This is a genomic window from Pseudomonas sp. MLB6B, assembly GCF_054508135.1.
The window spans coordinates 2,073,552-2,092,218 of record NZ_CP199313.1 but is presented as its reverse complement, the minus strand read 5'-3'; the positions used below and the strand labels follow the sequence as shown (position 1 = coordinate 2,092,218).

Below are 18,667 nucleotides of genomic sequence, written 5' to 3'. Positions count from 1 at the left end.
ATTACGCCGCAATCAGTTCAGGTAAGGGGACCAGGACGGTTCTCTGACTTCGCCTTGAGCGGTAGGAAGCGGGAGCCTCGTGCGTCCGTTTAGGGACACGAGCATCAAGACTCCCCGGCCCTGCTGGCGGGTGGCGTAGATTAGCATGGTGCCGTTGGGCGCAACAGTAGGCGACTCATCAAGACTGGTCTCGGAGAGAATCTTTACACTTCCGCGTTGCAAGTCCTGTGCCGCCACTTTGAAGTTGGTAAAACCTTGCTGGCGGTGAATCATGACCAACGTTTTTTCATCGGCCGACAACTTGGGGTTGGCATTGTAGTTACCTACGAAAGTAACGCGTTCCGCACCACCGCCGCTGGCCGACGTTTTATAGATCTGTGGTTTGCCGCCACGGTCGGACGTGAAGTAGATGGTGTTACCGTCTTTACCCCAGAAGGGTTCGGTGTTGATACCCGGGCCTGCGGTAACGCGGCTGATCTGACGCGAACCCATGTTCATGACATAGATGTCGGGGTTGCCGTCCTTGGACAGGACGAACGCCAAGCGCGAACCATCGGGCGACCATGCCGGTGCACCGTTGAGGCCTTCGAAGTTGGTGATCTGCTCACGGCGACCGGTATCGATGTGCTGGACGAAGATGCGCGGACGCTTCTGCTCGAACGACACATAGGCGATACGCTTGCCGTCCGGCGCGAAGCGCGGCGAGAGGATCGGCTCGCGCGATTGCAGCAACGTCACCGCACGGGCACCGTCGTAATCGGAGCGCTGCAGGGTATAGCGCGTATTGGTGGCCGAGAAGCGTTCGGCAGTCACGTACAGCATGCGGGTGGAGAACGCGCCCTTGATGCCGGTGAGCTTTTCGAACGACTGGTCAGCGATGTAATGCGACATGTCGCGCAGCTGGTCGGTAGTGCCCGACACGCTGCCGGTCAACACTTGCTGCTCGGTGGCCACGTTGAACAGGGCGTACTGCACCTGCAGACGACCGCCGGACGGCACGATGCTGCCAACCATGACGTACTGCGCACCCAAGGCTTTCCAGTCGCGGAAGATGACTTCGCTGGCCTGGCTCGGCTGGCTGATCATGTTCTGACGCGGGATCGGCGAGTAGTAACCGGAGTTGCGCAGGTCATTGCCGATGATCTCGGCCATGTCTTCGGGCAGCACGCTGCCGCCCTGCAGACCGAAGGGCACTACGGCGATGGGAGTGGCCCGGTCGCTACCGCTGGTGACCAGGATGTTCTTTTCATCTGCCACTGCCATGCCTGCCACGCAGCAGAGCAAGACAAGCAGTCCTCTCAGACGTTTAATCACAACGCAAGATCCTCAGGTGTAAATGTCATCTTGAATGACCGGTACGGGTTGAACTCGTTCGGCTTCAAGCCTTGCATTTCGGTCAAGCGACCAATGTTCTTCACTGCCGCCACGGCCGAACTGTCGAACGACGCATCGCCGCTGGACTTGGCGACCTTCACGCCGGTGACGGTGCCATCGGGCAGCATGTTGATTTGCAGCACCACGGTCATACCTTTGCGGGCAGACGGTGGACGCGCCCAACCTTCGGCGGCTCGCATACGGATCAGGTCGTCGAAATCGCCGGCTACCTGGTCGCCCTGCTCGTCGGCCAGGGCCTGCTGCCGCTCGGTGGTGTCGGACAACAGCTCGGCCAACGCCTGAGCCTTCTTGTCTTCCGCCGCCTTGCGCGCCGCGTCCTGGGCTTTTTTCTTCTGAGCGTCCGCAGCGGCCTTCTTCTTGGCCTCTTCGGCTGCCTTCTTCTTCGCATCCTCGGCCGCTGCTTTCTTCTTGGCGTCCTCGGCTGCTTTTTTCTTGGCTTCTTCGGCTGCCTGCTTTTTAGCGTCTTCGGCGGCCTTTTTCTTCGCCTCTTCCGCAGCCTGTTTCTTGGCTTCTTCCTCAGCCTTTTTCTTGGCTTCTTCTTCAGCCTTCTTCTTGGCGATGTCGGCCTGTTGCTTCTCGGCGGCCTTCTTCGACTCTTCGGCTTTCTTGGCCTCGTCGGCCTTTTTCGCCTCGTCGGCCTTCTTGGCTTCGGCGGCTTTTTTCGCCTCGGCGGCCTTGGCGGCTTCCTCGGCTTTCTTGGCTTCGGCGGCCTCGCGTGCTTCTTCGGCCTTTTGAGCGGTATCGGCTTTCTTTTGTTCCGCGGCCTTCACGGCCTCCTGCTCGACCTTTTTCTGTTCGAGCTGCTCGACTTCGGTCTGGCGTGAAGCGGTCTTCTTGGCCTCGCCGGCAATCTTCTGGTTGGTCTGGGTGGTCGCCTGGCTCTTGGACTTCAGCTGGTACAGCGTAGCCTGAACGATGGGCTTGGACGGCGGCAGTTCCGGAGTCATGGCGAAGCTGACGAACAGCATGCCGAAGACCAGCACGTGCAAACCAATGGCCCAGACACTGGGCCAGAAGTAGCTTTCCGAGGCGGAGGGCTCTCGCTGCTGCATCAGGGCGCCTCGGTGATCAGGCCAACGTTACCGACGCCGGCTTGCTGCAGCCCGCCCATGGCACCCATGACGGAACCGTAGTCCACGGCCTTGTCGCCACGGATGAACACCTGGGTCTGCTTACCCTGGTCGCGGCCGGCAGCGATGATCTTGGTCACGGCGCTGGTCATGTCCGGCAAGGTCATGGCCTTGTCCATCTGCTTGTCGGTGTCGACTTCGCTGCCAAGGTTCCAGTAATAGGTTTTGTCGGCCTTGATGGAGATGGTGAGGATCTGCACGTTGTTGTCCTGGGGCAACGCCTCGCTGGACACCTTGGGCAGATCCACCTTCACGCCCTGGTTGAGCATGGGTGCCGTCACCATGAAGATGACCAGCAGCACCAGCATCACGTCGATGTAGGGCACCACGTTCATCTCGGCGACCGGCTTGCGTTTGTGGCGAACTCGGGCCATGGGTTTCTACCTGATCACTCTTCGCTGGTGTGTACTTTGCGGTGCAGGATGGCCTGGAACTCGTCGGCGAACGTGTAATAACGGCCGATCAGGGTCTCGCTGCGCGCGGCAAAACGGTTGTAGGCGATGACGGCGGGAATGGCGGCGAACAGGCCGATCGCGGTGGCGATCAGGGCTTCGGCGATGCCGGGTGCCACGGTGGCCAGGGTCGCCTGCTGAGCGCTGGCCAGGCCGCGGAACGAGTTCATGATGCCCCATACGGTGCCGAACAGACCGATGTACGGGCTGGTGGAACCGACGGTGGCCAGGAACGGCAGGCTCTGCTCGAGTTTCTCTTCCTCGCGGGAAATGGCGACGCGCATGGCCCGCCCTACCCCTTCCATCACCGCATCGGGGTCGACGCCCGGCTGCTGGCGCAGGCGCGAGAACTCTTTGAAGCCGGCGCGGAATACCTGCTCGACACCCGAATCCGGGTCGGGGTTGCTGCCGGCCTGACGATACAGCTTGGACAGGTCGATACCCGACCAGAACCGCTCTTCGAAGGCGTCCAGCGCGCGACGGCCGGCACGCAGCATGGCGCTGCGCTGGAAGATCATGATCCACGAGGTCACCGAGGCGGCGACCAGGGTCAGCATGACCAACTGCACCACGACACTGGCATTGGCGACCAGGCTCCACATGGAGGTATGGTCGACGACGTTTGCTTCCACGCTTATTCTCCTGCGTTCGATTGATGACCCGAGCAGTCCGCCAGGAACGCATCACGCAGTTCCGGGGGAATGGCTCGGGGTTTGAAAGTTTCGGCGCGTACGGCGGCGATCAGGAATCGCCCCTCGCAGAGCAAGGTCCGATCGCGCTCCCGCCATACCTGCTGAATGAAGCGCAGGCTGGCCCGGTTGAGCTCACACACGTGCGCGGTTACCCGCAGCTCGTCGTCCAGCCGGGCCGGCGCCAGGTAGCGCGCTTCACTGGAGTGGACGACGAACAGAAGATCTTGTGTTGCCAGTTGTGCCTGGGAAAAACCAAGGTGACGCAGCCGTTCGGTGCGCGCACGCTCCATGAACTTGAGGTAGTTGACGTAATAGACCACGCCGCCGGCATCGGTATCTTCGTAGTAGACGCGACAGCGGTGTGCGAACGGTTCCAGCTCATTTTGCGCGCGCATACTCTAGTGCTTACTCCTCGGCTTGCCAATCCGGCAGAACAACTGTTTTTTCGCAGGCTTCGTCGCAGGTTCGGCCCGCTCGCCGAGCGCCAGCGGTAGGACCACGCAAAAGCGGTTTTGATCGACTACTCGTCGCCTGGATCGGAAAATTCGCCACCTTCGGCGAAGCGCCCCGGGATGTTCAAACCGAAGTGCAGATAGGCATGCCGCGTGACAACGCGCCCACGTGGCGTGCGCATGATGTAGCCCTGCTGGATCAGGTAGGGTTCGAGCACGTCTTCGATGGTGTGGCGCTCCTCGCTGATGGCTGCCGCGAGGTTGTCGACACCGACCGGGCCACCGTCGAACTTCTCGATCATGGTCAACAGCAGGCGCCGGTCAGAGTGGTCGAAACCACGCTCATCGACATCGAGCAGGTTCAAGGCCATGTCGGCAATTGACTTGGTGATATGGCCTTGCCCGCGCACCTGCGCGAAATCGCGCACACGTCGCAGCAGACGATTGGCGATACGCGGAGTGCCGCGCGCGCGCCGGGCGATCTCGAACGCCCCTTCGGGATCGATCGGCAAGCCGAGAATCCCCGCCGAACGCGAGACGATCGTGCTCAGGTCCTTGTTGCTGTAGAACTCCAGGCGCTGGACGATACCGAAGCGGTCGCGCAGCGGGTTGGTCAGCATGCCGGCGCGGGTCGTGGCGCCGACCAGGGTGAAGGGTGGCAGGTCGAGCTTGATCGAGCGGGCCGCCGGACCTTCGCCGATCATGATGTCGAGCTGGAAATCCTCCATCGCCGGGTACAGCACTTCCTCCACCACTGGCGGCAGGCGATGGATTTCGTCGATGAACAGCACATCGTGCGGTTCGAGGTTGGTCAGCATCGCCGCCAGGTCGCCCGGTCGCTCGAGGATCGGCCCGGACGTGCTCTTGACCGACACGCCCATTTCGTTGGCGATGATGTTGGCCAGCGTGGTCTTGCCCAGGCCCGGCGGGCCGAAGATCAAGGTGTGGTCGAGGGATTCGTTGCGCCCGCGCGCCGCCTGGATGAACAGGCCCATCTGGTCGCGCACGACCGGCTGGCCGATGTAGTCGTCCAGGCTGAGCGGGCGGATCGCGCGGTCCTGGACTTCTTCACGATCGCGGCCGCTGGCGGCGATCAGTCGGTCGGCTTCGATCACTTGACTATCATCCCTTTGAGGCTACGGCGGATCAGCTCTTCGCTGCTCAGGCCGGCCTTGTCCTTGATCGCGCCGATGGCCTTGCTGGCCTCCTGCGGCTTGTAGCCCAGCGACACCAGCGCGCTGACGGCATCGGCTTCGGCACTGGAGTCGACCGCCAACGGCAGCGGCCCGTCGGACACCAGGGCGAACATGGCCGGCGAGGTTTCCCAGGCTTTGAAACGGTCTTTGAGTTCGACCAGTAGACGCTCGGCGGTCTTCTTGCCCACACCCGGCACGCGCACCAGCACCGAGGCGTCCTGGGCCTGCACGCAGCGCACCAGTTCGTCCACCTCGAGCCCGGACATCAGCGCCAGGGCCAGCTTGGGGCCGACGCCATTCAGGCGGATCAGCTCGCGAAACAGCTCACGCTCGCGCTTCTCGAAAAAGCCATACAGCAGGTGCGCGTCTTCACGCACCACTTGATGGGTGTGCAGCGTGACGGTTTCGCCGACCTTGGGCAGGCGATAGAGCGTCGTCATGGGCACTTCCAGCTCATAGCCCAGGCCATTGACGTCGACAATCAGGTGCGGCGGCTGTTTTTCCGCCAGGGTGCCGCGCAAACGTCCAATCACGTGTCGTTCCTTTAATCGGGGCGGGTGGCTCGTGACCGCCTCACCCTATCAGCAAATGCCCAGGGTAAGTGCTTCCCTGGGACGAAATATGTATCAACGCATGAAGCCTCTACAGCCGCAAGCGACCGCCGCGCCGGCGTGCCGTGCTCAGACCATGGGGCACCAGGCTGGAGCGGGTGTGGGCATGGCACAGTGCGATGGCCAAGGCATCGGACGCATCGATCTGCGGTTTTTGGGTCAGTTTGAGCAGGTGCATCACCATCAACTGCACCTGCTCCTTGTTCGCCCCACCGGTGCCGGCCACCGCCTGCTTGATCTGCGTGGGGCTGTACTCGGCCACCTCCAGCCCGGCTTCGGCCGCCGCGACGATCGCCGCGCCTCGGGCCTGGCCCAGCTTCAGGGCCGAATCGGGGTTGCGCGCCATGAACACCCGCTCGATGCCCATGGTGACCGGCCCATGCAGGCGGATCACCTCGGCCACGCCGCGAAAGACGATCTGCAAGCGCGAATGCAGCTCGCCGTCGCCGGTGCGGATACAGCCCGAGGCCACGTATTCGCAGCCGCGGGCCGTTTGCCGCACCACCCCATAGCCGGTGATGCGCGAGCCGGGGTCGATACCAAGAATCAAAGTCATAACGCCTGCAATGCAAAAAAGGCGCAGGATTGCGCCGGACCATCCAAAGTGTCGCGTAACAGGCCCGGACCGGCTCGCACCCTCTGATCAGGGCACGAGCGAGGCCGTATTCATCTGGGCGCTAGCCCAGTTTCTCCATGACCTCGTCAGAGATCTGCGCATTGGAGTAGACGTTCTGTACGTCGTCGAGGTCTTCGAGCATGTCGATCAGCTTGAGCACCTTTTCAGCGCCGTCCTGGTCCAGCTCGGCGCTGGTCGTAGGCAGCATGACGATTTCCGCGTCGGCGGCCTTGAAGCCGGCCTCCTCCAAGGCGTTGCGCACGGCGTAGAAGCCGTTGAACGAGGCGAACACATCGAAGGAGCCATCTTCGTTGGCCACGACGTCGTCGGCATCGGCTTCCATCGCCGCTTCCATCAACGCGTCTTCGTCCACGCCCGGGGCGAAGCTGATCTGCCCCTTGCGTTCGAACAGGTAAGCCACCGAGCCGTCGGTGCCCAGGTTGCCGCCACACTTGGAAAACGCATGGCGTACGGCGGCGGCCGTACGGTTGCGATTGTCGGTCATGGCCTCGACCATGATCGCCACGCCACCTGGGCCGTAGCCTTCGTAGCTGAGCTCTTCGACGTTGTCGCTTTCGTTGGTGCCGGCCCCGCGCGCCACGGCGCGGTCGATGATGTCGCGGCTCATGTTGGCGCCCAGCGCCTTGTCCAGCGCCAGACGCAGGCGCGGGTTGGAGGCCGGGTCGCCGCCGCCCTGCTTGGCCGCGACGGTCAGCTCACGAATCCACTTGGTGAAGACCTTGCCTCTCTTGGCATCCTGGCGCTCTTTGCGGTGCTTGATGTTCGCCCACTTGGAATGACCAGCCATAACGACTCCAAATCCTTGAAACAGAAACAGCCCCGCCCCTGAACGGGGCGGAACGGGAAACCTGCGGTATGTCACAGGGGTGGCTGCCGCTGCTAGCCACCCCCGGTGCCGAGCTTACTCGACCTTGGTCTGCTCGCGCAGACGGATGTGCAGCTCACGCAGGGCCTTGGCATCGACCAGGCCAGGCGCCTGGGTCATGACGCAGGCCGCGCTCTGGGTTTTCGGGAACGCGATCACTTCACGGATCGACTGGGCGCCGGTCATCAGCATCACCAGACGGTCGAGACCGAAGGCCAGACCACCGTGAGGCGGCGCACCGAACTTCAGCGCGTCGAGCAGGAAGCCGAACTTCTCTTCCTGTTCGGCCGCTTCGATGCCCAGCAGACGGAACACCGCCTGCTGCATTTCCTTGCGGTGGATACGGATCGAACCGCCGCCGAGCTCGGTGCCGTTCAACACCATGTCGTAGGCGCGCGACAGCGCGGTGGCCGGGTTGGCCTCCAGCTCTTCGGGTGAGCACTTGGGTGCGGTGAACGGGTGGTGCAGCGCGGTGAAGCTGCCGTCTTCGTTCTCTTCGAACATCGGGAAGTCGACGACCCACATCGGCGCCCACTCACAGGTCAGCAGCTCGAAGTCGTGGCCCAGACGGATACGCAGTGCGCCCAGCGCTTCGCTGACCACTTTGAACTTGTCGGCACCGAAGAAGACGATGTCGCCGTCCACCGCACCCACGCGATCGAGGATCACGTTGAGGTTGGCCTCGGGGATGTTCTTGACGATCGGCGACTGCAGGCCTTCGACGCCCTTTGCGCGCTCGTTGACCTTGATGTAAGCCAGACCACGGGCACCGTAGATGCCGACGAACTTGGTGTATTCGTCGATGCGGCTGCGCGGCATGCTGGCGCCGCCTGGCAGGCGCAGCGCGGTGACACGGCACTTGGGATCGTTGGCCGGGCCGCTGAAGACCTTGAAGTCGACGTCCTTGAGCTGGTCGGCGACGTCTACCAATTCCAGCGGGTTGCGCAGGTCGGGCTTGTCGGAACCGTAGCGGCGCATGGCTTCTTCGAAAGTCATGTGCGGGAAATCGCCGAATTCGAGGTCAAGCACTTCCTTGAACAGCTTGCGGATCATGCTTTCGGTCAGGCCCATGATCTCGGCTTCGTCGAGGAAGCTGGTCTCGATGTCGATCTGGGTGAATTCGGGCTGGCGGTCGGCGCGCAGGTCTTCGTCGCGGAAGCACTTGGCGATCTGGTAGTAGCGGTCGAAGCCGGCGACCATCAGCAGTTGCTTGAACAACTGCGGCGACTGCGGCAAGGCGAAGAAGCTACCGGCGTGGGTACGGCTAGGCACCAGGTAGTCGCGCGCGCCTTCGGGCGTGGCGCGGGTCAGGATCGGGGTTTCGACGTCGAGGAAGCCGTTGTCGTCGAGGAAGCGGCGGATGCTGCTGGTGATGCGCGAACGCAGACGCAGCTTGTCGGCCATTTCCGGACGGCGCAGGTCGATGAAGCGATAGCGCAGGCGGGTTTCTTCGCCAACGTCGGAGAATTCGTTGAGCGGGAACGGCGGCGTCTCGGCTTCGTTGAGCACCGTCAATTCGTAGCCCAGCACCTCTATGGCGCCGGAGGTCATGTTGGCGTTGACCGCGCCGGCAGGACGCTGGCGGACCTTGCCGGTGATCTGCACGACGTACTCGCTGCGCACGCGGTCGGCGGCGGCGAAGGTTTCGGCGCGATCCGGGTCGAAGACGACCTGGGCCAGGCCTTCGCGGTCACGGATGTCGAGGAAGATCACCCCGCCGTGGTCGCGGCGACGATGGACCCAGCCGCAAAGGGTGACTTCCTGGCCATCCAGGCTCTCGTTCAGTTGGCCGCAATAGTGGCTGCGCATCATGATGGTGGTTCGCTTCTCGTGATCGTGTGTTCGGTGGGGGCTCGCCGGCCCAGGGGGCCATACTGCAAGACCTGCGCACTGCAATTCAACTCAGTCGGGCTTGTTGTCGCCGGCCAGGTTCTTCTTGGTCCCGGTCTTGAAGTCGGTTTCGTACCAACCGGACCCGCCCAGGCGGAACCCGGGAACGGACAACTGCTTCTTGAGTTCGGGTGCCTGGCAGGCGGGGCAATCGGTCAGCGGCGCTGCACTGATTTTCTGCAGCGCCTCCAGCCGGTGATCGCAGGCGGCGCATTGATAGTCATAAAGGGGCATCGACGTTTCTCATCAACACAATGCTGACTGCCAGAGCAGCCAAAAACGTCGATTATATATGGTTAAGGGGTGCCGTGCAGCTCACTGTTCATCGGGCATCGGCCGTTGGGCGCCGAGCGTCGGGCGGGTCGAGCAACCAGGCGACACAGACCACCCTGACCAACCCACTGAAATTTCTAACGCCACCGTGACGCAAGTGCACCTCGCGATCCAGATAGGACAATACCGCACTGACCGAACACCGGTTGGCTTCGGCGATACGATCGAGAATGCCCCAGTACACACGCTCCAGCCTCAGACAGGTGGAAAAGCCATTGAGCCGCACCGACCGTGAGACGGGGCAGGCGCGTCGCATGTCGAAGTCCTGCGCAAACGGATCGATGCATTGCTTGCCTGGCCAACCGCGCTGCATGGGTGCCTGCCGAGAAACCGCTTCCCTCGCTTCCATTGCCTACTTCCTCGCTCGAGTTACCCGCCTCAAGCTGCGGGCGTTCTGCAATCAGGCCTCGAAGGGTGCAAGGGATGCAGCGGGAAGTAGTTGCGCCCGATGCGAAAGTGCCCGACCCGATGACTCGGGCCGGGCACTCGCGGTGCGGCGAAATGGCCGATCGGCCGAAGCTTATTTGCCTTCGAGCAGCGCGCGCAGCATCCATGCGGTTTTTTCGTGGACCTGCATGCGCTGGGTCAGCAGGTCGGCAGTCGGCTCGTCGCTGGCCTCGTCGACCACCGGGAACACGCTGCGAGCAGTGCGGGTGACCGCTTCCTGGCCTTCCACCAGCTGGCGGATCATCTCTTCGGCCGACGGCACGCCCTCTTCTTCCTTGATGGTCGAGTGCTTGGCGTAGAACGCGTAGGAACCTGGCGCCGGGAAGCCCAGCGCGCGGATGCGCTCGGCGATGGCGTCCACGGCCAGGGCCAGCTCGTTGTACTGCTCCTCGAACATCAGGTGCAAGGTACGGAACGCCGGGCCGGTGACGTTCCAGTGGAAGTTGTGGGTCTTCAGGTACAACACGTAGGTGTCGGACAGCAACCGGGACAAACCGTCGACGATCTGCTTGCGGTCCTCTTCTTTGATGCCGATATCAATTGCCATGGATCTCCCCTTTTGCATAACGCTTGATGAGCAAGCCGATACTGTACCAAGACTCGTGCGCAGATGCCGGGTTCCGCGACGCGAGCGCACCGCCCGCCCCGGCCGTTTGAGAAGCCGGCGCCTTTACGGTTAAATAGGCAGCGTGCCACCCGTGCGGATCAATAATGCCGGGTGCATAGGCTGGACTGCCACGTGACCGCGCCTAATACCCCTGCGCACCGCGCCACCAGCTCTCCCTGTGATTGACCTTATCAATGTGAGCCAACCCCCATGTTCAAGATCGTCCATCTGGTGACGGGCGTTGCAGCGCTGCTGCTTGCCTCGATCCCAAGCCTCAGAACCGAAGCCATTCTCTCCCTGCAGCTACCCGAAGCGGTCTACCTGGCCCTGCTCGGCCTGCTCAACCTGTTGCTGGCACCTGTCGTGCCGCTGTACTACCGCGGTTCGCGCCGGGTGCTGCAGCGCCTGGCCAGCGCGCTGCTGGTACTGGCCGTCATCCTGCAAACGGTCACCCTGCTGGCCCGACCAGAACTGGGCAACCTGCCAGCACTGCTTTGCGCGACCCTTGCCGTCGCCCTGCACCTGGCTGCCGGCTTCGTGCGCAAACCGCGCAAGACCCAGAGCCAGCAGGCCACTCCCAGCGAAGACAGCGGCCGCGATACCGGCACCGTGAAGTGGTTCAACACCTCCAAAGGCTTCGGTTTCATCTCACGCGACTCGGGTGATGACATCTTCGTGCACTTTCGTGCCATCCGTGGCGAAGGCCACCGCGTGTTGGTGGAAGGGCAGCGCGTGGAGTTCTCGGTGATGCACCGGGACAAGGGCCTACAGGCCGAAGACGTGGTCGCCATCAACCGACGCTGATCGAGGCGGCGCTGCGGGCACCGCTCCACGCAGCGCCACTCCTCTCAATAATGCGGCGGTGGCGCTTCGTCGCCCTCACCGCCCAACTGCCCCACCAGATCGTCGTAGCGCTTGAGCAGATGCGCCATCTGCTGCTGCAGGCGCTCGATCTGCCGCGCCTGCTCGAACACCACCTCGTTCAAGGCCTGCAGAGTGTCGTCCTGAAACGCCTGACGCGTTTCCAGTTCGATGACCTGACTCTCAAGCGTCATCACGCACCTCGACCCATTCGCTGCCCAACAACTGCGCGAGACGAACACGCAGCGCCTGCACTTGTCCGGGCGCGTAGGCGATCGCCGGCACTCGACCCCACACCGGCGCGGGCCAAGCTGCGTCGTCGCGTTTACGCACGATCACGTGCATGTGCAGTTGGCTCACCACATTGCCCAGGGTCGCCACGTTCATCTTGTCGGCGGCATAGACGGCCTTCAGCCCCTCGGCCAACGAGGTGGTCTCTTTCCATAACTGTTGTTGATCGGCTGCACTCAAATCGAACAGCTCGCTGACGTCCGGTCGACGCGGCACCAGGATGAACCACGGATAATTGGCATCCTTGCTCAACAACACACTGCACAGTTGGAGACGGCCCAACTCGATCGAATCCTGCTGCAAACGCGAATCCAGAACAAACACGAACAACCTCCCGACACCGGTACGCACAATGGGCCGCAAGGATACCTCGCCTGGCGCACGAGTACAGGACTGCCAGTGGGCAAGTCGGCCTGGCGCACCATAAGCGTGCGCATCGGGTGCCCCGTGCACGCAGATGGGGTAACACTCGCTACTTTTCGCACCAGTCGAACCGAGTAAATGAGACTTACCTACGATTGGGCACGCGCAAAATACTCAACCTCAACAAAGCCCGGTAACACATTGACTTGCAACGATGTGTGAAGTGACTCGATCACGCTGCGCGCTGCTGCACTGCAAACCTTGGCGCACCGAGTAAATACGGCCACCTGCAGCCCCTCCCGACGATGAATGTGAAAAAAACATCAAGAGGATGTGAAAATGAGCACGCTTGTTGCATTTGCATTCAATCAGTTCAGAAGGCCTCTCGCGAACCTGGGGTTGATGCAGGGGCCGCTCTGAAACGATAGGACGCCTCACACTTGCAACGCTTGCACCGTCGATCCCGCCATTCGCGCGAAGGTCGTCACCTGGCACGCAAGGCGACGGGTTCACCGCTTGGACCTTCGCCCGTAACAAAAATGGGTTGTCATCGGCATGGATCGATCCTGACCGGCCGAAACATACAAGTCACCGTGGCGATACCGCCGCGGCGACATAAAAAGAAAGAGCTGCCCCAATAACTAAAAAGCCGGGTGCAGCGGACTCTTCCTAAAACCAAAGGAGCAAATCACGATGCGCGTGATGAAGTGGAGCATGATCGCCCTGGCCGTTGCGGCAGGGACCTCGCAGCTGGCAGTCGCCTCTTCGCAAGACGAGTCGAAAGGTTTCATCGAAGACAGCACGCTCAACGTCAAGACCCGCATGCTGTATTTCAGCCGCGACTTCCGTAACAACGACTCGGGCAAGAGCCGTGTGGAAGAAACCGGTCTGGGCTTCATCGGCACCTACGAATCGGGCTTCACCCAAGGCACCGTCGGCGTTGGCGTCGACGCCATCGGCCTGCTGGGCCTGAAGCTGGACAGCGGCAAAGGCCGCTCCGGCACCGGTCAGTTCCCGACTGGCTCCGACGGCCGCTCGCAAGACGAGTTCTCCGAAGGCGGTGCAGCGATCAAGTTCCGCGTCTCCGACACCGTATTGAAAGTCGGTAACCAGTTCACCGCGATGCCCGTGTTCGCCACCGACGACAGCCGTCTGCTGCCGGAAGTCGCCGAAGGTGCCTTGATCACCAGCAGCGAGATCAAGGGTCTGGTCCTGCAAGCGGGTCGCTTCACCGGCCTGAATGCCCAGAACCGTACCGGCCACGACAGCCTCAACCTCACCGAAGCCGACGTCATCGGTGGTACCTACGCCATCACCGACGGTCTGTCCGCCAGCGTCTACCACTCCAACGTCGAAGACTACTGGCGCAAATGGTACGGCAACGTGAACTGGGCCCTGCCCCTGTCCGACAACCAAGGCCTGGTGTTCGACTTCAACGTCTACAACACCAAAGGTGACGGCTCGAACAACGTCCGCGCCTACGACGGCGACAAGCTCGACAACACCGCATACAGCCTGTCGGCAGCCTGGAAAGTCGGCGCGCACACCTTCACCCTGGCGCATCAGCGCGTAACGGGCGACGGCGACTACGCCTACGGCGTAGACGGTGGCGGCACTGTGTTCCTGGCCAACTCCGTAGCACGTTCGGACTTCAACGCCGAGAACGAAAAATCCTGGCAAGCGCGCTACGACCTTAACCTGGCCGAGTACGGCATTCCCGGCCTGACCTTCATGACCCGTTACGTGCGCGGCTCCGACGCTCACGTCGAAGGCACCACCAGCGGCAAGGAATGGGAACGCGACATCGACGTCAAGTACGTCCTGCAGGAAGGCCCGGCCAAGGACCTCAGCTTCCGCGTGCGCCAAGCCACCTATCGCTCTTCCGATGGCGTCTACTACGGTTCGGCTTCGCTGGACGAACTGCGCCTGATCGTCGAGTACCCGCTGAGCATCCTGTAAGCCCAGGCTTGCACCGCCCAGCACCCGAGAAAGCCCGGCCCCTGCCGGGCTTTTTCTTGGCTGACAAGGCCGCGCCCCTGGGGCATCCTGTACGGCTTCGACTCACCCCCGTACAATGCGGGGTCATTTCAAACATTAGGCAATCGACACGGCTCCCCATGCGCACCAGTCAATATTTGCTCGCCACCCAAAAAGAAACCCCGGCCGACGCCGTGGTCATCAGCCACCAGCTCATGTTGCGCGCCGGCATGATCCGCAAGCTGGCCTCTGGCCTGTACACCTGGCTGCCCATGGGCCTACGGGTCATGCGCAAGGTCGAGCAGGTGGTCCGCGAGGAAATGAACGCCGCCGGCGCCCTGGAAGTGCTGATGCCCAGCGTGCAGCCTGCCGAGCTGTGGCAGGAATCGGGCCGTTGGGAGCAATATGGCCCGGAACTGCTGCGCATCAAGGATCGCCACAACCGCGAGTTCTGCGTCGGCCCGACCCACGAAGAGGTCATCACCGACCTGGCGCGCAACGAACTGTCGAGCTACAAGCAGCTACCGCTGAACCTCTACCAGATCCAGACCAAGTTCCGCGACGAAATCCGTCCGCGCTTCGGATTGATGCGCGGTCGCGAATTCATCATGAAGGACGCCTATTCCTTCCATGCCGACCAGGCGTCGCTGCAAGACACCTATGACCGCATGCACCAGGCCTATACCAACGTGTTCACGCGCCTGGGCCTGGATTTCCGCCCGGTACAGGCCGACACCGGCTCGATCGGCGGCAGCTACTCCCACGAATTCCATGTGTTGGCCTCGTCCGGCGAAGACGATGTGATCTTCAGCGACAGCTCCGACTACGCCGCCAACATCGAGAAGGCCGAAGCCCTGCCGCGTGAAAGCGTGCGGCCGATGCCCAGCGAGGAGCTGCGCCTGGTCGACACGCCCAACGCCAAGACCATCGCGCAACTGGTCGAGGAACACGGCCTGCCGATCGAGAAGACCGTCAAGACCCTCATCGTGCGCGGCGCCGAAGAAGGCAAGCTGATCGCCCTGGTGGTGCGCGGCGACCATGAGCTCAACGAGATCAAGGCCGTCAAGCTGGAACAGGTCGCCGAACCGCTGGTCATGGCCACCGAAGACGATCTGCGCACTGCCATCGGCGCGGGCGCAGGCTCTCTCGGCCCGCTGAACCTGCCGCTCGAATGCATCATCGACCGCTCGGTCGCCCTGATGAGCGACTTTGCCGTTGGCGCGAACGTCGACGACAAACACTACTTCGGCGTCAACTGGGAGCGCGATCTGCCGGTGCCGCAAGTCGCCGACCTGCGCAACGTGGTGGAGGGCGATCCGAGCCCCGATGGCCAAGGCACCCTGGTGATCAAGCGCGGCATCGAAGTGGGCCACATCTTCCAGCTCGGCACTAAGTACAGCGAAGCGCTCAAGTGCCAGGTGCTGGGTGAAAACGGCAAGCCGGTGGTGCTGTCGATGGGTTGCTACGGCATCGGCGTATCGCGCGTGGTGGCTGCCGCCATCGAGCAGAGCCACGACGACAAAGGCATCGTCTGGAACGACGCCCTGGCTCCTTTCCAGGTCGCCCTGGTGCCGCTGCGCTATGAAACCGAAGCGGTGCGCGAGGCTACCGACAAGCTCTACGCCGAACTGACCGCTGCCGGCTTCGAAGTGCTGCTCGACGACCGCGACAAGAAGACCAGCCCCGGCATCAAGTTCGCCGACATGGAACTGATCGGCATTCCGCACCGCATCGTCGTCAGCGATCGTTCGCTGGCCGAGGGCAACCTGGAGTACAAGCACCGCACCGAGCAAGACGCCCAACCGCTGGCGGTCGACGAAGTGCTGACCTTCCTGCAAGCGCGAGTGCGCCGCTGATAGCCAACGCCTGGGTGACCATGTTCAAGCGAAGTACCTTTGTCCTGGGGGGCGCCGCGCTCAGCGGTGCCTTGTTGCTCGGCGGCTGCGCCAACCCGATGTCGCAACGCAGCGACAACGAAGACCGTGTCGAGCGCAAATTGCTCGAGCACAGTCTGCACGTCGATGTGGGCGAGCCAAAGGTGATGGAGTTGCCGCAACGCCGGGTACGCATCACCGAGCGCAAGCGTTTCGAAGTGACGGAATTCGAAGTGACCCGCCATTACGATCGCTATACCCCCTACCAACCCTGGCGCGAACTCTACGAGATGCCGCTGGGCGCGGTGGCCGTGGTCGCAGGCGTGGGCGCCAACGTGGTCAACCTGATCGCGCTCGGCAACCTGCCCGACAGCGTCACCCATGGCTGGCTGGAGTACGGCATCGCCGGGCTCAACCCGCTCATGAACGTGCAGTCCAACGGCCGCGCGCAGCAGAACCTGGCAGGCATCAGCGAAGTGCGCAAGGACCAGCGCGAAGAGTCGATCAACCTGCCCTGGAGCGAGCGCCCGGTGGAAGTCAAGGCCGGCAAAGCCAACCATGAGCTGAGCACCGACCAGAACGGTGTGTTGCGCCTGAATCTGCTCGACAGTCCCTTCGCCGAGCAGAACCTCAACAAGGTCGGCACGTTGCATCTACAGGTGAGCGACGAAGACAGCGGTGTACGGGGCGATGCCAGCCTGCTGGTTGGCAGCAGCCTGCGCGGCAAGCTGCGTGAAGCCCACGAGCTGATCTTCGACGACCTGGAAGACGACGATGTGGGCCAGTGGGTTCATCGAGTCAAGCGTCTGTCGGAGCTGGGCCTGGAAGAAGAAGCCAGCGAACTGGAACAAAGCCTGGTCGAGCTGACCCGCAACGACCCGGAACTGCAAAGCGAACTGGTCCGCGCGTTGGCCAAGCAGACCGGCCGCCTGGTCGCCGACCCCGGCGCTCAGTAACGCGTCTACCCTGCGTGGGGCTCCGTGAACAGCTCGAGCTGTTCATGGGCGCCGCGCAAATCCAGCAGCCTCACCCCTACCCCCAGCAGACGCACCGGCTTGCCGCCGCGGGCGAACGCCTGGCTGAGCAGTTGCTGGTAGCTATGCAGGTCGCGCCCTGCCCCGGCCTGCTCCAGGGTGGTCTGGCTGAAATCGTGGAACTTGACCTTCACGAAAGGTTTGCCCGGTTTGTAGCTGCTATCCATGCGACCCAGCCGCTCGGTCAGGCTCGCCAGCAAGTCGGGCAGACGTTCCAGGCAACTGTTCAAGTCAGGCAGATCGGTGTCGTAGGTGTTCTCGACGCTGACCGACTGCCGCCTGCTGTCGGCCTGCACTACACGGTCGTCGATGCCATGGGCCAAGCCCCACAGACGTTCGCCGAAACTGCCGAACTCGCGCACCAGCGACAGACGCGTCCAGGCGCGCAGGTCTTCGCAGGTCTCGATGCGCAGTCGGCTTAGCTTGTCGGCGGTGACCTTGCCGACGCCGTGCAGCCGATTGACCGGCAACTGGGCGACGAAGGCGTCCACTTCGTTGGGCGTGATGACGAACAGACCATTGGGCTTGCGCCAGTCGCTGGCGATCTTGGCCAGGAACTTGTTGGGGGCCACGCCTGCGGAAACGGTGATGTGCAGGGTCTTGGCCACGCGCCGGCGGATGTCCTCGGCGATGCGCGTTGCGCTGCCGGCGAACCACTGGCTGTCGGTGACGTCGAGGTAGGCCTCGTCGAGCGACAATGGCTCGATCAGGTCGGTGTAGTCGCGAAAGATCTGCTGAATTTCCCGAGAGGCCTCGCGATAGGCTTCGAACCGCGGCTTGACGATCAGCAGGTCCGGACACAGCTTATGCGCATGCCGCGACGACATGGCCGAACGCACACCATAGGCGCGTGCCTCGTAATTGCAGGTGGCGATCACGCCACGCCGATCCGCCGAGCCGCCGACCGCCATCGGCCGACCCGCCAGGCTGGGGTCGTCACGCATTTCGATGGCTGCATAGAAGCAGTCGCAATCGACATGGATGATTTTGCGCAAGGACATGACTGACAACCGACACTGTAAATTTGTACAGATCATAGCGTAAGGGACGATCGAGCAACCAGTAGCGCGCCCGCCGCCCCCGATTATCGGCACCTCACCCGCGAATGCACTGTGCCGGCAGGCCGCATTGCGCTAAAGGGTTGAGAGAAAAAGACTTTTCCAAGGAAATAGCTTGACACCAGGAAGGATATCCGTAGAATTCGGTTCCACAGGCGCGGGATGGAGCAGCCTGGTAGCTCGTCGGGCTCATAACCCGAAGGTCGTCGGTTCAAATCCGGCTCCCGCAACCAGATTCAAGAAAAAGGCCACTGCACATGCAGTGGCCTTTTTCGTTGCCTGCTGGAAATCTTTTGGCAAATCAATGCATTAAAGACTTGCCAGTATCGAACAGCCGTGTAGAATGCGCCCCACAGACGCGGGATGGAGCAGTCTGGTAGCTCGTCGGGCTCATAACCCGAAGGTCGTCGGTTCAAATCCGGCTCCCGCAACCAGCTTTAAAAGAAAGGCCACTGTTTACGCAGTGGCCTTTTTTGTTGCTTGGCATCCAGCTGGCAATCGC

The 18,667-nt window shown here is 62.3% G+C and carries 20 protein-coding genes, 2 tRNA genes and 1 pseudogene; 7 read left to right on the top strand and 16 right to left on the bottom strand.

Annotation, left to right across the window (positions count from 1 at the left end; translation table 11 throughout):
- Nucleotides 1-12: 12 nt before the first annotated feature.
- The 13 genes from tolB to ACSMEV_RS09100 all read right to left on the bottom strand — a co-directional run bounded on the left by tolB (nucleotide 13) and on the right by ACSMEV_RS09100 (nucleotide 10,647).
- Nucleotides 13-1,263, bottom strand: a complete 1,251-nt coding sequence (gene tolB / locus ACSMEV_RS09160; RefSeq protein ID WP_313731698.1) for a Tol-Pal system beta propeller repeat protein TolB — start codon at nucleotides 1,261-1,263, stop codon at nucleotides 13-15.
- 47 nt (nucleotides 1,264-1,310) lie between these two features.
- Nucleotides 1,311-2,447 carry a cell envelope integrity protein TolA gene (gene tolA / locus ACSMEV_RS09155; RefSeq protein WP_459208106.1) on the bottom strand — a complete coding sequence of 379 codons (1,137 nt, stop codon included), beginning with the start codon at nucleotides 2,445-2,447 and terminating at the stop codon, nucleotides 1,311-1,313.
- Nucleotides 2,447-2,899, bottom strand: a complete 453-nt coding sequence (gene tolR, locus ACSMEV_RS09150; RefSeq protein ID WP_296265002.1) for a protein TolR — start codon at nucleotides 2,897-2,899, stop codon at nucleotides 2,447-2,449. Before tolR ends, tolA begins: the two co-directional genes overlap by 1 nt.
- A gap of 14 nt (nucleotides 2,900-2,913) precedes the next feature.
- Complete coding sequence (gene tolQ / locus ACSMEV_RS09145) at nucleotides 2,914-3,609, bottom strand: protein TolQ (protein ID WP_296265001.1); 696 nt, start codon at nucleotides 3,607-3,609, stop codon at nucleotides 2,914-2,916.
- 2 nt (nucleotides 3,610-3,611) lie between these two features.
- Nucleotides 3,612-4,064: a tol-pal system-associated acyl-CoA thioesterase gene (ybgC, locus tag ACSMEV_RS09140; protein ID WP_459208105.1), complete on the bottom strand. Its 453-nt coding sequence runs from the start codon at nucleotides 4,062-4,064 to the stop codon at nucleotides 3,612-3,614.
- Between the two features lie 125 nt (nucleotides 4,065-4,189).
- Nucleotides 4,190-5,236, bottom strand: coding sequence for a Holliday junction branch migration DNA helicase RuvB (gene ruvB / locus ACSMEV_RS09135; protein ID WP_296264997.1), 1,047 nt, complete (start codon nucleotides 5,234-5,236; stop codon nucleotides 4,190-4,192).
- Nucleotides 5,233-5,850, bottom strand: a complete 618-nt coding sequence (gene ruvA / locus ACSMEV_RS09130) for a Holliday junction branch migration protein RuvA (RefSeq protein WP_459208104.1) — start codon at nucleotides 5,848-5,850, stop codon at nucleotides 5,233-5,235. Before ruvA ends, ruvB begins: the two co-directional genes overlap by 4 nt.
- A gap of 109 nt (nucleotides 5,851-5,959) precedes the next feature.
- Nucleotides 5,960-6,484 (bottom strand): crossover junction endodeoxyribonuclease RuvC, encoded by a 525-nt coding sequence (gene ruvC / locus ACSMEV_RS09125; protein ID WP_413046510.1) that lies wholly within the window; start codon nucleotides 6,482-6,484, stop codon nucleotides 5,960-5,962.
- Nucleotides 6,485-6,605: 121 nt separating this feature from the next.
- Nucleotides 6,606-7,352 carry a YebC/PmpR family DNA-binding transcriptional regulator gene (locus ACSMEV_RS09120; protein WP_459208103.1) on the bottom strand — a complete coding sequence of 249 codons (747 nt, stop codon included), beginning with the start codon at nucleotides 7,350-7,352 and terminating at the stop codon, nucleotides 6,606-6,608.
- Nucleotides 7,353-7,466: 114 nt separating this feature from the next.
- Nucleotides 7,467-9,242 carry an aspartate--tRNA ligase gene (gene aspS, locus ACSMEV_RS09115; protein ID WP_459208102.1) on the bottom strand — a complete coding sequence of 592 codons (1,776 nt, stop codon included), beginning with the start codon at nucleotides 9,240-9,242 and terminating at the stop codon, nucleotides 7,467-7,469.
- Nucleotides 9,243-9,332: 90 nt separating this feature from the next.
- The gene (locus ACSMEV_RS09110) at nucleotides 9,333-9,554 is read right to left on the bottom strand and encodes an FmdB family zinc ribbon protein (RefSeq protein ID WP_296264986.1); all 222 of its coding nucleotides are present in this window, start codon (nucleotides 9,552-9,554) and stop codon (nucleotides 9,333-9,335) included.
- A gap of 88 nt (nucleotides 9,555-9,642) precedes the next feature.
- Nucleotides 9,643-9,966: a ribbon-helix-helix domain-containing protein gene (locus ACSMEV_RS09105; RefSeq protein ID WP_459208318.1), complete on the bottom strand. Its 324-nt coding sequence runs from the start codon at nucleotides 9,964-9,966 to the stop codon at nucleotides 9,643-9,645.
- 207 nt (nucleotides 9,967-10,173) lie between these two features.
- Nucleotides 10,174-10,647 carry a Dps family protein gene (locus ACSMEV_RS09100; RefSeq protein ID WP_296264984.1) on the bottom strand — a complete coding sequence of 158 codons (474 nt, stop codon included), beginning with the start codon at nucleotides 10,645-10,647 and terminating at the stop codon, nucleotides 10,174-10,176.
- A 270-nt stretch (nucleotides 10,648-10,917) separates the two neighbouring features.
- Here ACSMEV_RS09100 and ACSMEV_RS09095 point away from each other — a divergent pair.
- Together ACSMEV_RS09095 and ACSMEV_RS09090 are read left to right on the top strand one after the other, a co-directional pair.
- A pseudogene (locus tag ACSMEV_RS09095) lies at nucleotides 10,918-11,175 on the top strand (cold shock domain-containing protein membrane protein); the annotation flags it as partial.
- A gap of 141 nt (nucleotides 11,176-11,316) precedes the next feature.
- Nucleotides 11,317-11,511 (top strand): cold shock domain-containing protein, encoded by a 195-nt coding sequence (locus ACSMEV_RS09090; RefSeq protein WP_245586801.1) that lies wholly within the window; start codon nucleotides 11,317-11,319, stop codon nucleotides 11,509-11,511.
- Nucleotides 11,512-11,555: 44 nt separating this feature from the next.
- Here the strand turns inward: ACSMEV_RS09090 and ACSMEV_RS09085 are convergent, their stop codons facing one another.
- Both ACSMEV_RS09085 and ACSMEV_RS09080 read right to left on the bottom strand, forming a co-directional pair.
- Nucleotides 11,556-11,762, bottom strand: coding sequence for a SlyX family protein (locus ACSMEV_RS09085; RefSeq protein ID WP_459208101.1), 207 nt, complete (start codon nucleotides 11,760-11,762; stop codon nucleotides 11,556-11,558).
- On the bottom strand, nucleotides 11,752-12,183 hold the full coding sequence (locus ACSMEV_RS09080) for an HIT family protein (protein WP_459208100.1): 432 nt from the start codon (nucleotides 12,181-12,183) through the stop codon (nucleotides 11,752-11,754). The genes ACSMEV_RS09085 and ACSMEV_RS09080 overlap by 11 nt, the downstream gene beginning before the upstream one ends.
- Before the next feature lie 732 nt (nucleotides 12,184-12,915).
- Between ACSMEV_RS09080 and ACSMEV_RS09075 the strand changes: the two genes are divergently transcribed.
- The 3 genes from ACSMEV_RS09075 (at nucleotide 12,916) to ACSMEV_RS09065 (ending at nucleotide 17,029) form a co-directional block, all read left to right on the top strand.
- A complete protein-coding gene (locus ACSMEV_RS09075) occupies nucleotides 12,916-14,181 on the top strand; it encodes an OprD family porin (RefSeq protein ID WP_459208099.1) in 1,266 nt (421 codons plus the stop codon).
- A gap of 158 nt (nucleotides 14,182-14,339) precedes the next feature.
- Nucleotides 14,340-16,055, top strand: coding sequence for a proline--tRNA ligase (locus tag ACSMEV_RS09070; protein WP_459208098.1), 1,716 nt, complete (start codon nucleotides 14,340-14,342; stop codon nucleotides 16,053-16,055).
- Between the two features lie 20 nt (nucleotides 16,056-16,075).
- The gene (locus ACSMEV_RS09065) at nucleotides 16,076-17,029 is read left to right on the top strand and encodes a hypothetical protein (protein WP_459208097.1); all 954 of its coding nucleotides are present in this window, start codon (nucleotides 16,076-16,078) and stop codon (nucleotides 17,027-17,029) included.
- Nucleotides 17,030-17,034: 5 nt separating this feature from the next.
- Here the strand turns inward: ACSMEV_RS09065 and dinB are convergent, their stop codons facing one another.
- Nucleotides 17,035-18,102: a DNA polymerase IV gene (dinB, locus tag ACSMEV_RS09060; RefSeq protein WP_459208317.1), complete on the bottom strand. Its 1,068-nt coding sequence runs from the start codon at nucleotides 18,100-18,102 to the stop codon at nucleotides 17,035-17,037.
- Nucleotides 18,103-18,321: 219 nt separating this feature from the next.
- On the opposite strand from dinB, the gene ACSMEV_RS09055 reads away from it, so the two are divergent.
- Both ACSMEV_RS09055 and ACSMEV_RS09050 read left to right on the top strand, forming a co-directional pair.
- Nucleotides 18,322-18,398, top strand: a tRNA-Met gene (locus ACSMEV_RS09055).
- A gap of 124 nt (nucleotides 18,399-18,522) precedes the next feature.
- Nucleotides 18,523-18,599 (top strand) — tRNA-Met (locus ACSMEV_RS09050).
- The last annotated feature ends 68 nt before the right edge of the window (nucleotides 18,600-18,667 follow it).